Genomic DNA, 12,780 nt, shown 5'->3' with positions numbered 1-12,780 from the left:
GCCTTGCGGCGTCACTTGGTTCTCGTTTTACTCGAACGCAAGTGACGCCGCGTATACTCAAACTGTCCAATGCATCGTCCGGAAGATGCCCCAAATGTTGCGACGTTCGTCGCGCCAAATGGCTGGCATACCCGTACATGCAAAGGTTGTCTGAGCACGGAGGCTTAAGAAGTGAGTACTAAAAGATACGGTATAAAACCGTAGAAAGAAGAAGCGATCGTCCACTGTTCGTGAAGACAGGTCAAAAATCTGATACCGAAAAACGGTACTTACATGTAGTAAAAATATCTTCGTCGCAGAAGTACACGACAGCCGTTTCCAAAGATTAAAGGGCTGTACCACCCGAAGGCGCCACCTCTCAGGCTACGGTGACATTGGTATGCAATCACCCGAAGGCGCCCCTCTCAGATCACCGGGGCATTGGTGGGTGCAGCTAATGCACCATTACAACGTTCGTATAGTAGATCATTGATGCCACGTTGATCAATACAACTCCCCCCTGCTTAAAAGGCTAAATATCATATTCCGCTTCATCAAAGGCAAGCCTGCGGGTTACGACGCCAATATTAATTTAACGCATATATCTGAAGAAGACTTCTTTGATAGTCTGATCGTATCGCTTCAGTCGTTGACAGGATGGTAGTGTTGGAAATCTTTTTTTAACCCACTGAAAAATATCTTCTGATTATTTTTCACACACAAATCTCTATGGTCCGTTCCATACAGATCCGGTTTTGTATGGGTAAAAAAGGTTAATTATGAAAGTAACATGGACTGTCACTCCTGTGGGGTATCAGCACATCGCAAAACGCTGTCCGTCATGCAATGTAAAAAGAGACTTCACGCCGTCAGGTGCATTCAGGATTAATTCACAAAAGAAAATACTGGACGTATGGAGTATCTATAAATGTACTCACTGCGATTACACCTGGAATATAGCGCTGTATTCCCGCCTTCCTGTAAGCAAAATAAATCAGGAACTTCATCACCGGCTGATGACAAACGATGAATCCACAATCAGGCATTTTGCCTATGACACTGCTGTTCTGAAGCAAAACAATGCAAAACTATCAGGTCAACTTGATTTCCGTATTCAGGAGCGCTGTCTGACCAGTATAACGAGGCAATATCAGATATGTGTCCGAATCAGGTTAACCCGCTCTTTCCAGGTAAGCCTGCTGTCCATAATGAAAATACAACTTATGCTGAGTTCGGCAGATATCAGGAGGCGAATAGACTCCGGGCAGATAACTGGCGTTACGGCAAAAATGCTTAAATCGAGAAAGTTAAGGCAGACTTAATATTGTCTTGAGATAACGGAGGAAACATTCTATGCCAGACGCAGAATTAAGTTGATACAGGCTTAATAACTTTTAACCTGCTTTTATAACCGGGAGAACAGGGGGCAAAATGCCCCCTGTTCTTATACGGAAATCTTTATTGGTAATCATTAAATAATAATTCAGGTCACCGGCCGAAATAGTTTTATTTGCGATAAGATGCTGTCCACTTTAGCGAACCGTCCAGGCCGGACTGAAGTCCTCTTCTTCAAATAATTCTGTCAGTCCACTTATCTGCTTCAGACGAAGAACTTCATCCCTGTCCATTCCCAGCTCCTTGCCAATACGTTCATCTGCCCATCCGAGACGGGCAAGGTCTCTGACAATATCTGACATCGACGCTATCTGATGCTTCCCTCGGGCGCGGTTATGCCTGATCGTCGAGGCAATTCGTTCAGCCTTCCCCTTTCGTTCGGGATTGATACAGGTGACGGGCAACCAGCCTTTCAGGCGTTTTCCTGCTCCTGACTCGCGTCTGCCCAGCAACTGCCGGTGAAAACCATCCACGACCAGGTACTGCCCTTTCTCTTCAGATACAACGACGGGCTGGGTAAAGCCGTCCTCCTGCAGTGAGTGCTGCAGCAATTTTTTCTCTCCGGCAGCCATAACATTGGGGTTGTAATCGTTGGCCACCACTTCGCTGGCTTTCACCCACAGCACCAGGTCCACAGGCTCCCGGGCAAAGGGGCTGAGCTCATGAAGTGTCAGGCGAAAATGATTGAGGGCTGCCACTTTTTCGTCATCTGAAAGCTGCTGACTGAAATACCGGGTAATGAGACTGGCCACCTGTTCCCTGGTTACAATATCCCCCATTCCTTCCTCCTTTGTTTCATACGCTCCAGGTAACGTTCGTAATGCCGGGGCTTATTAGGACTGAAAGATAAGGTCCGGCACCAGAAGTCATTTTTAATCAGTGTCTTGCATATCCTACGCCAGGAGGGAATATCCCTGCTGCCCAGGTCATTCTCCTGTTCATCCGGAATATCTTCCGGATAACCGTGCGTCTGATACCAGCGCAGGTATACCGCTATCTTGTTCCGGTAATGCTCGGCTGTTTTTTGTGGCATGACATCAAGAAGAAACATGGCATAGCTGCGCCAGGTATGATGTGCTGGTCTGGAGATGCGTTTGCGCAGGGCAAAATAAGCGCCACTTTCATTAGCATAAATGGCCCCGCTGGCCGCTCCGGAGACGCGGGCACACATTCGCGCCCAGGTCTCAGGCTCCAGTACATGATAAAGCCACAGACCGCGGCGCTGTTCGGGGCCAAAAGGTTCACAGACCCGCATATTCCGCAGGGGGACGCCGGCTCTGTACATCAGGTCATACAGCGGGTTGTAAATGGCGCCCGTACGGGCATGGTAAATCCAGATGTCCCGGGCTTTCCAGTCATACAGAGGACACATCGTGTAATAAAACCCCTCAGGAGAGGCGGTGGTCCAGGGTTTGTCATCGGCATAACGAAGCTTTCGCTGGCTGGTAAGGCCTATAAACCTGTTAAGGGACTCATCTGCACGAACGCCAGTCAGTATGGCCACTCCACACTGATTGCCCGTGAACCAAGTCGAAAATGCCGGGACAAACTCTTCAAATGTCATGGCGTAACGGTAAAAAGGAAAATACGTCGTATCAGTAATGGCATCTGTCGGCGGCTGACGCACCCACTCCACATCGGGCTCCCAGCAGACCCATTCTGGCTGAAACTGTGAAACACCATTTACCGTCGTCAGCGGGAGAGCCACCCAGAAAAACGTCTCCGTCACATCACTGTAGAGATCCTTCATTTTCTGAACATGCTCAATCGTGCACTGATACTGGGCTTCCCAGTCAATAAAAAGGACAGAGAAACGCCGGTGTTTCCTGCGGGCTATTGTGGCGGCGATATGAAACAGAACGGTGGAGTCTTTTCCACCTGAAAAAGACAGACAAACCTGAGAAAAGGTATCAAATATCCACTCCACACGGCCTGTAACCGCAGACAGCACATCCTCCCCGGTTCTGATCTTCTGTATTTGATTACGTTGCATAATGACGTTATCTGACATGAGTGTCTGAAAACCATCTCCCTGCTATGTTGAATAATTACCCTGCTAAGCATTAGTTCAGTTGTTAGTGAAATGACAATATTAAAATGTGCTTTCTTAATTATATTTGATCTGTGCCCCGAAAACGGGAATATAAAGAATGGAAACCAGAGTTTCCAGTATGCCACTTAATATATGCACAAGGATGATTCCAAACACTTTAATAATTAATTTTAACAGGTGTATTATCGTTACCGTCTGAAATTGTAATAACTATTATATACATAAGAAATTCTTAAGGATCGGTTATGTGTAGAAGTATTTACAGGTTTAGTGTAATTTCATCTTTAATATTTCCTCTTGTGGTTTTCAATGTCTCAGCCTCTCCTTGTTTCAGTGATAATTCTGTGACAAAAGGCACACAAATGATTTCAAAGTTACCCCGCGACAAGGATTGTAATGATTCAGATTCAAGTTCACGTAAATCAGTAAGTGAAAAAATCATAGAGTCCATCGCCGAGAAACAGAAGATAAATCAAGAAATTATGAAAATAGATCTTGAAATAGAGTTGTTACGAACGAAAAAAGGGAACATGACCGCACAGGATTATGATAGTAAAATGCGTGAGCTGACAAATAAACATTCGGCTTTAAAAAGAAAAATTTAATAATTTACTAAACAAAACTAAATCTCCTGGTTGGTGGTGCTAATGACTCGGTAATCTGTAAACACCCCACTCAGGAGTTACAAATTTATGTCCATTCTTTCTTCGGCCAACAATTGTTAAACCAATCAAAAACCCCACATTGATCGTCACAATGAACTTGATGTTTTCTTCGCTAGTTGAGATGCTTAAATTATGAAGATACACACATTCAGGAGCACAGCAAATGAACGCACAAGCACGCGGTGCCCGGGCCGCAAGGCTTTATAAAAGGGCTAAGTCAAAGCTGATTTCACTCGACCATTTCTGTGTTCAAAAAGCCAGAGAGCATAAGCTGCCCGCCTGGACTGGTCATCTCCCGGTGACAACCCTGACAGGGATTCTTTTTGCTGCAGTGATTTTTGGCTCACTGTTATTTGTGAGCTTAGGCTTATTTATATTTGCACTTATTCTGGTTACATCGTGGCCTGGAAAAAGAACAAACTCTGCGGACTCGTGGAGCGATAACTCTTGGGGAAGCTCAATGAGAGATGGAAGCGAGGGATTTGGTCTATACACTGGCCCAGAAAATAGCCATATACCAACAAGTAGGATAGATAATGAGGATGACCTATGAAAGCACTGTAATATTTACAGTGCTTTCACGATTTCTTATTTAGCTATTCCCGAGCCAATTTTATCACCAACTTTGCCACCATGCTGTCCAGCTGGCTGCACTCCCTTATTTAAGTTAGTGTCAACAATGCCGCCAATTCTAACCCCAGCCCAGGAAAGCGCCCCCATCCACACTGCCGGCAACACCAGGAACATCGTCCCCATAACAAAGTTCATGATCAGGTCATCTGCGCTATTCTGAAAACCGGCCACATTCCATCGGCTATGGCTGTCCGAACCATACATGATCTCCAGAAGCCAGCTATCCAGCCAGCGCGCCAGCTCCCACCAGAACGTAAGAAAATGCATCCCAAACGTCACAAAAGTGAGAGTGACTACTGTCTTATATTCATACGTCCCGAATACCAGCACCAGGGGGATTAGTACATACATGGCCATCAATAAAAGTGCCTGAACCATCGGTAACGCCTGGCGCATGGCATCAAATGCGGGGAACGCCCCAAGGGCACCCACACTGGTCCCCAGCACTGAAGCCATGCGATTTACAGCATTATCTAACGTAAAATCGGCATTACCGCCATAACCTGCATAAGTACGTCCATTCTGTGACACAGAGAGACTTGTCGGACTGACCAGACGTCGAATTAGCGCTTCCGTGTATTCCTCTTTGCTGACCATTCCCTTAAATGCTGCCGCCATGCGTGTCATCGTGGTGGTATTTACCGTATCCAGCACACGGGATTTCAGGCCTGTCTTGTTCTGAGACCACCACTCGCTACACGTTGGATACCCCCCCTGCCCGGTATTTGCGTACCCGTCATCGCGGCTTTGCGACCAGGGGAACGCTGACCTGGGCAACTTCGAATGCAGCTGCGGGTAAAAATCCTTCAAAAATATTTTCGACCCCAGCCATTCAATATCCCTGAGTACATCAATATCCGTAGTTCTCCCCGCATCCTGCCGTTTCCATAACGCAAAAGCCTGTGCATAACAGTCACTGGTAAAATCCTGCAATTCCTGAGCCAGAGCAGGATTGGTGATCTGCGTATGCTGAACGTCAAAACGCACCTGCCGCAGGTCTGGCCGGCAGGGTAAACTTGCCACAGCCGCCTGAGTGACGCCTTTGGAAATCATATGCATAAATGCCCACCACACCGGCGCAGATGCAGTCATACCACTCATTGTTGAAACCACACTACCGTAGCCTGAATCCCCGGGCTTGACCGGTGTCCAGAAACCACACTGTTTCGCACGGGTTGTATCAAACGTCAGCGTTGTCAGTGACACTGTCTGAGTGGGGACACAGCAGGCGATAATAACGATAAATGCCCCGTAAATAGCATGTTCCATCCGTCGGGCCGACAGGATACCTTTATTACCCTCATCATCCCCTTCTTCCCGTGTTTTGATCCAGATACCAATGATTTTAAAGCCCAGTGGTAATGCAAAAAGTCCCGTGCCTGTCAGAACATCCCACAAACCGTTATTAACAACCCAGCCCAGAATCGTCAGGATGTACTCAAGATAGCTCGATGTCGTCATCTTCTACCTCAACACTGAATATTCGCAAATCGCGACGAAACCAACAGAAACGACAGCAATCCGCAGAAGACTCTGACGCAGAGCCTGAGAAGAGCCATGGGAGTGATAACAACGCCATATCCCCCAACCAGTCACGCTGTAAAGCATCAGCCGCCACAGAAGCCACAACAACCAGGTTTCCTTCATCCAGATCCGGAACTGGGCTATTTCAGACTGATAACGAAACCCTAAATCAGCCAGTGCAAGGGACAGGCACGTAAGCATAACCAGCATGAACACAAGCGTCAGAATAAATCTCAGAAATGAAGTTGTTTTGATTAAGATCCTCAGTGTCATTGGCTGTCCCCTGGTTTACGCGTTTCAAGCTCACTCAGCCGGGTATCAGCATTAGTCTGCGATTCTTTTTGAGGATTGGTGACCGAACGATTTTCTTCGCGCGCAACCACAACCAGCGCGGTATTTTTTGCCACTTCCCGACGCAGTTCCATCTCCAGCTTAAGAGAGTTAAGCTCACGATCGAGAGCTTCAATACGGCGATCGGCTTCAGCCATTGCCTGAGGCTGATCAGCTGCATTGGGTTCAGACTGGCCAGTCGTTAACATGCGACGCATCGCCAGACCGGTTTCAATCGTGTCGGACATGGCCAGTTCGCCAGCCAGTCTCTGAACCAACGCACCGGCATCAGGATCGCGTTTCAGGGCATCGATGACACCACGCGTTACCTTAAGGCTGCCACTTTTAATTTTATCCAGATTGGCCTGAGTCGGAGCCTCAGTACCATTTACAAGCTTTACCAGCTGTTCCAGATTCTCTTTGGTTGTATCCTCAAGCATGGGAGCAAAACCGGTACCGGCAATTGTCGTGCCCTGGGCATTATCAATCCCGCCGCTTCCGCATTCTGTGGCATCTTTACAGGTGCGAATACTCCGATCGCCCAGAACTTTTACGACCGCTGCTGCAGCTTCTTCAGAGTTTTTAAATTTCTGGCATGCTGACCCCTTGCAACTACCGGCGGATACCGTGCTGTTGCTGGTAACGCTCAGGTTATTCATCATGTTGTATCCTGCTTTAGCCAGATCACGCGTTGGCTGAATGGCAGGCTGGCCTTTCCCTCCGGCTTTCTTCCCGCCTACCCAGGTAGCGCCCTCCTTACCTGAAGCTTTGGTTCTGGCCTCTTCTGCCCGCAGCGCATCCCCGCCACTGGCACTGACCGCCTCCTTGTACTCTTCCCTCACAGCTGATTCTGTCCAGCTGCTCTTGTCACCCAAAGTGTAATCAGCCAGCTTGTTGGCCATGCTTTCACAATTCAGTTTCGATTTGTCAAAAGCCAGACCTGCCTGAAGTACACCATTGGTGATCATTTCATACAAACCCGGATTTGCTCGCTGAAGGATCATCGCCGGCATACTTGAGACCGCCCCGGTCGCACCGGTGATCACATCCCCCATCAAATCTTTGAAACCATTCGTGACGCCATTAAGCTGGTTTCCGACAGTAGTCTTTATATCAAAGTTGCCACACATCAAATCACTGCTCAGTCCGGCATCCAGCCCGATACGTTTCATTCCGTACATCGTCCCGGGAGTGGAAATCACCGAACCACCACCAATGCTGTAAAACAGCTTGTCACTAACCGCGCCATTTACTGACTTTCCATATCCATCACCACTCAACGTGGGGGCATCCAGTAATGCAGCACTTAACGGTCCCGAACTGACGATACCCAGCATGAGACAGACGGATAAAATGGATTGAGATCTCATTTTCGATACTCCACTTAATTTATGTCGGTGCTATAGAGAAATGTTTGCCCACGGCGTTTACAGCAGCTATATGGCTGCCAGAGTGTCCAGGCGTAATTACCGTTTTCCGCAATTTTTCCTGTATCCGGGAATACGCTGCATGACATAGAGAGCGTTGGTGATAACTGCTGCCATTTATGATTTTGCGTGCCGGTATTCTCTTTAACAGGTTCGGGAGGCCAGTAACCGGCAGACGGGTTTCCGGTGAGGGGCTTATAGACGTGGATCTGGTTAGTTCGGGTGATAATGTCAGCTACACGCTGCGCAACGATTGCCCCGGATTTGTAGTCATCCTGCTGAGTAACAAAGCCGCTTCGGGGATAGAGATTTCCCCATATATTTTGTGCCGATGTGGAGCCGATTTCGCGTCTGCCAGGAATGAGTGCCTCAGGATAAACCGATTCAGGAACACCAGTACGCCAGGCAAGCGTATCAAGCGTGCTAAGAAAATAGGGTACCAGTGGTGTGGCGGCGCTGTTGCATGAGTAACCGGGGATTTGGCCGCCAATAATCGATGTTGAAGGATGGCCAATGGCATCTGCATATTTAAATCGCACATTACTCTTACGGGTACCCGGGAATTTCTGTTCCTGGTTTCCGCCACCGGCAGCAAGCCCGGATAACGCCCCCGTTACAGCATTCTCTACCCCTCCGGCCGTCTGACTCACTAATGACATTTCGGTCCACGGATTTCCACCAGACGCCTGATAAGTCGAAACAACAGCTTCCGGAATAAAGTGATGCACTTTTATCGAGGTTTTTACTGTACAACCGAAAGGGGTACACATCAGCCAGTAGCAGATACCGCTGATTCTCCAGCTGATACACGACGGAGAAATACTGCTGGCCACAATCGAGGCAGTGTTCAACGCAGCCTGAACCTCCATGCCGCCGGTGATAAGCATGACTGACAGTAACGCTCGCTTCAGACGAAGAGATTTCATTGATTCTCTCCCCTGCGCAGCGCCACTGCCCGGGATATATCAACAGTCCCGTAAACCACGTCACGGTTGTCAAAAACCACCGCCGGATATTTCAGTAAACCAAGCTGCCATGCTTCAATCATTCCCCTGTAATGTTCGATAAGCGCTTTTTGCCGTCTCTTCCAGTCAGGAGAATTCAGCAGAGAATGAGCCTGTCTGACAGCCTGTTCAGGATCAGAAGAAAGCTCTCCAAATTGTTGCTGCAGCCAGCGTTCGCTGGCATCGAGATAAACAACCCGGATAGCCGGTGTTACACCGACCGGAGGATGCCCCTGGTCGGTGTAAACAACGATTTGCGCACTTGCAGAAAAGGAGCTGATTAATATCAGCGAAGAGAGGATTCGTTTCATGCCACGCTCCTGACGATAACTATCCGGATAGCGTGCGAAAAACGCAGAGGTAATGCAGTAATAAACTCTGTTTTGCTTTTTAATAATTCCCCGCTTCAGAATATGTGGAAGCGGAATATGAAACGCCGGCTTTTACGCCGGCGAGTGTACCTGTCTACCTGATAAGCCACAGCGCCAGATAAAGGGCATCTGCGGCATCGGCAACATCGATGTACCATCGGGGATTAACGTAACTTTCCTCCGCAGGTAATGCTGTCTTTCCGCTTACCGTAATTAATATATCCAGCTTTTTTCCGCGTAAATTCTCAAGATGGATTGCCAGGCAGGCACGATGCCCGATACGCTGTGGATGACAAACCCCACGATAAGTATTGCCAAGAGCTCCCTGAATATGAGAAGTCAGACGACTCATATCCTCATCATGTTCCTTGCGGATCCACGCTTTACCCTGCGGAGGCAAACCCAGCAGCGCATCAGGCGGAATACGATGCGATTCATCTTCACCGAGAATTAACCATTGCTCATGCTTTAACAGGCTCATAATCCCCCCATTGAAATACCATCATTGAGCAAAAGAGATCCTTCACGTCCAGCCTCCCCGGACAACCACTCTGATGACATAACAATGACTCCTCTGATATTGGTAAAACTGGTCACAGGGCTTGGCCATTGCCCGTGGCTCAGGAATTGTTTTTTCAGGCCGCTTTTTGTGGACAAAAACCCCGTGCCTCATCCAGCCTGCGGGCCACCCGGATCGCTGCCTCAAGCTCACTGCACTGATACTCTCGCATCAGCCGCTGACGTTCCGCTTTTTCCTCTTTTTCAGTCATCCCCAGGGCGAGATACAGACTGGGAGGCACAACCCGGAACAGTGCCTCAACCTGCTTTGATAAAACGACGCCCTCGGTATAACAGTTTTTGAGCTTACTGGCTGATCGCAAAATAACTTTTTGCTCCTCGCTGAGGGTTTTGAAACGGGCAATCTGCTCCACCTCATCGGGAGGCATAACCAGGCACAACCACCATTCAGCCATGTTCAGCATTTTCTGCGCAATATCAGGAAAATCCTCGAGGTTCTGTGTCGCCAGCCACAGCCATGCCCCCAGTTTTCGCCACATTTTCACAACCTTGGTCATATAGGGCGACAACAAAGGATTCGTCGTGGAAATATGGGCTTCATCAAATACGGCCACAATATCCCGGGCTGTTCCCTGGTCACGTTCGGCGATATTGTTAATCGTGTTAATTAAAGAGACCATCGCCAGCGCCATTTGTGCACCATAGCCTTCACGTGCCAGATGACCTAAATCGATCAGTGTGACATCAGCCTCTGGCCATGGTGTTCCCGGACGGTTGAATAACTCTCCCTCAAATCCCTGAGTGAACATGGCCATGGCTTCTGCCATCTCAGCAGCACGATCGCGACGGGACTGATTCCGCATAGGCTCGCCATTTGCACCAATGGAATTATCACGTGAGATATTCCACAGGGCAGCCTGTAAATCCTCAGCCAGCATCTGATGTCCGTCCTGATATGTTTTCTCCGCCGCCATCATGATAGCTTCACGAATAAGACCGCGGTCAGCCCGGGTAAGACGTTCCTCCTCCCGCTTCTCGCCACCGGTGATCATCATCCGGGCTGCAATTTCCATTTCGCCAAGAATGTCACGCTCTTCACTTTCATCTTCTGCGCTGTCGGTATTGGCTGGCTCCAGCTCAGGTAGAGCTTCCTCAGAAACCACGTTTTTCTTTGGATCTACTCGCATTAAGGAATGAGCATCAGCAAACATCGGTAAAGAAATACCGCAGCCAGGTTTGATACTCAGTACATTTACGCTCAGTCCCAGCCCCCGGAAATACTCCGCCAGCAAACCAAAACTGTTGCCGGCTTCGGCAATAAAGAGGCGTGGACGATGAACGGCCATTAACTGTGATAACGCACTACATAAGGTGGCTGATTTACCCGCCCCGGTCGGACCAAAAAGCAACAGGTGAGCATTCTGCGTTCTGTCCAGACTATTTAAGGGATCAAAAGACAACAGTTCTCCGCCACGGTTAAAAAAACTAAACCCGGGGTGTCCGGTTCCCTGGCTGCGACCGGTCACGGGAAGCAATCCAGCCAGATGCTGAACCCAGGTCAGGCGGGTATACCAGTTTTTTTTATCCAGTTGCGGGTTAAAACACATAGGAAGCGCTCGCAAATAGTCATTCAGGGGCGCCACTTCGTATTCAGGTTTCGTGGGCTGGAGCCCCGCAGTCAGCAATGTAGCGGTAAGTTGCTGTATTTTTTATTCAGCTCACTGACATCAGGTGCACGCATCAAAAAAGTTATCGATGCACGATAAAGTTTGTGACGCATGCCCAGCAAACTCTTCACCTGCTCCACATCACTACGGGTCCGCCTGGATTCCGTGTTCTGCCCTATTGCATTTTTACCCAGCGTGTCAAACCCGGCTTCCAGCGTGTCCTGAGCCTGCGCCACAATAGTGAGCGATACCATTGTGCCCTCAGGCAATAAATCCATCAGAGTATTAATATTGTCGCCACGCTTAACCTCCCCCGTCAGATGACCGGGTCCCGGAGGGCGACGTAATGTTTCAACAGGAACGGCACGATGCGCCACATTATCAAACCACCACACACCATTTCGGGTATCAGAACGTGGAGGGTTAAACCACAACGTCTCAGTGAAATCATTGCCAAGAGGCAATGAATCAGGTGCATCATCATAATAACGAGCCTCCCGGTAAAGCGTATCTTTGTCTATCCAGTCGGGCTCAGGATTGAAGTGACGTAACAACCATCGATGTATCTGCTCGCCATTCTGTCGGACACTCAGAACGCCGGCTGCAGATAAGGCTGAAGTCAGGCGCTCACAAACCTGGTTGAGAGCGGCAACCGGCGAATCATCTTTGTAATTCGCTGGCAGGTATCGATATACCACCATCCTGACGGAACGATTTTGTCCCCGCCAGGGAACCCCGGTGACAAGTGAATCAGTGAACAAACCTTCCGGCCGGGTGATATTTCGCAGATGCTGTTCTGTTTCAGCCAGCCAGGCCTTCGTAAATGCCGTCCTCTGAGCATGCGGTTTGATGTAACTGGCTAACCGATTCATATAGGCACTGAAGTCAGTTTCATCCTGACAAAAAACTGTACTACCCATGGGTTAGAATCAAACTCTTCAAGGCTGTCCTGAAGTGCATCTTCAACCGAATCCCTTATTTCTTCCAGACGGGCAGCTGTGCGCCCCTCTGATGCCACTGGCGATATACTGTATACCGCACCGACAGACTGGCCATCGTCAAGCAGCAGACATTGCTCGCGACTCAGGTACTCGGCCCAGGGCAAAAAATCAATAATGGACGGACGGGTTTCGTATAAACGGGATTCATCAGCGTGACTCATCATGCCCGGGCGTTTCAGTGGGTCACGGCCATGAACAGCAAAGTCACTTTC

At 48.8% G+C, this 12,780-nt stretch carries 9 protein-coding genes and 2 pseudogenes; 3 read left to right on the top strand and 8 right to left on the bottom strand.

Features of this window, described 5'->3' with window-relative positions:
* Positions 1-758: 758 nt before the first annotated feature.
* A pseudogene (locus AAYN39_RS17610) lies at positions 759-1,367 on the top strand (DUF1062 domain-containing protein).
* A 144-nt stretch (positions 1,368-1,511) separates the two neighbouring features.
* Here the strand turns inward: AAYN39_RS17610 and AAYN39_RS17605 are convergent.
* Together AAYN39_RS17605 and AAYN39_RS17600 are read right to left on the bottom strand one after the other, a co-directional pair.
* Complete coding sequence (locus AAYN39_RS17605; protein ID WP_000502502.1) at positions 1,512-2,153, bottom strand: ParB N-terminal domain-containing protein; 642 nt, start codon at positions 2,151-2,153, stop codon at positions 1,512-1,514.
* Positions 2,138-3,385, bottom strand: a complete 1,248-nt coding sequence (locus AAYN39_RS17600) for a phosphoadenosine phosphosulfate reductase (protein WP_001283066.1) — start codon at positions 3,383-3,385, stop codon at positions 2,138-2,140. Before AAYN39_RS17600 ends, AAYN39_RS17605 begins: the two co-directional genes overlap by 16 nt.
* Before the next feature lie 287 nt (positions 3,386-3,672).
* Between AAYN39_RS17600 and AAYN39_RS17595 the strand changes: the two genes are divergently transcribed.
* Positions 3,673-4,032, top strand: coding sequence for a hypothetical protein (locus tag AAYN39_RS17595; protein WP_010989293.1), 360 nt, complete (start codon positions 3,673-3,675; stop codon positions 4,030-4,032).
* A 223-nt stretch (positions 4,033-4,255) separates the two neighbouring features.
* Positions 4,256-4,645, top strand: coding sequence for a hypothetical protein (locus AAYN39_RS17590; protein WP_000993574.1), 390 nt, complete (start codon positions 4,256-4,258; stop codon positions 4,643-4,645).
* Between the two features lie 35 nt (positions 4,646-4,680).
* On the opposite strand, the gene AAYN39_RS17585 is transcribed toward AAYN39_RS17590, so the two are convergent.
* The 6 genes and pseudogenes from AAYN39_RS17585 to AAYN39_RS17560 form a co-directional block, all read right to left on the bottom strand.
* Complete coding sequence (locus AAYN39_RS17585) at positions 4,681-6,186, bottom strand: conjugal transfer protein TraG N-terminal domain-containing protein (RefSeq protein ID WP_000213770.1); 1,506 nt, start codon at positions 6,184-6,186, stop codon at positions 4,681-4,683.
* A gap of 332 nt (positions 6,187-6,518) precedes the next feature.
* A complete protein-coding gene (locus tag AAYN39_RS17580) occupies positions 6,519-7,916 on the bottom strand; it encodes an integrating conjugative element protein (protein ID WP_014341560.1) in 1,398 nt (465 codons plus the stop codon).
* Between the two features lie 47 nt (positions 7,917-7,963).
* Complete coding sequence (locus tag AAYN39_RS17575; RefSeq protein WP_000838927.1) at positions 7,964-8,932, bottom strand: TIGR03756 family integrating conjugative element protein; 969 nt, start codon at positions 8,930-8,932, stop codon at positions 7,964-7,966.
* Entirely contained in the window at positions 8,929-9,321 is a 393-nt protein-coding gene (locus AAYN39_RS17570) for a TIGR03757 family integrating conjugative element protein (RefSeq protein WP_000821941.1), read from the bottom strand. Before AAYN39_RS17570 ends, AAYN39_RS17575 begins: the two co-directional genes overlap by 4 nt.
* Positions 9,322-9,475: 154 nt before the next feature.
* Positions 9,476-9,862 carry a hypothetical protein gene (locus AAYN39_RS17565; protein WP_000054770.1) on the bottom strand — a complete coding sequence of 129 codons (387 nt, stop codon included), beginning with the start codon at positions 9,860-9,862 and terminating at the stop codon, positions 9,476-9,478.
* 154 nt (positions 9,863-10,016) lie between these two features.
* Positions 10,017-12,729: pseudogene (locus AAYN39_RS17560) on the bottom strand (conjugative transfer ATPase).
* Between the last annotated feature and the right edge of the window lie 51 nt (positions 12,730-12,780).

The sequence above is a fragment of the Salmonella sp. K21076 genome (assembly GCF_039650795.1).
Taxonomy (GTDB): Bacteria; Pseudomonadota; Gammaproteobacteria; order Enterobacterales; family Enterobacteriaceae; genus Salmonella; species Salmonella enterica.
This window is presented reverse-complemented; position numbering and strand designations above follow the sequence as displayed.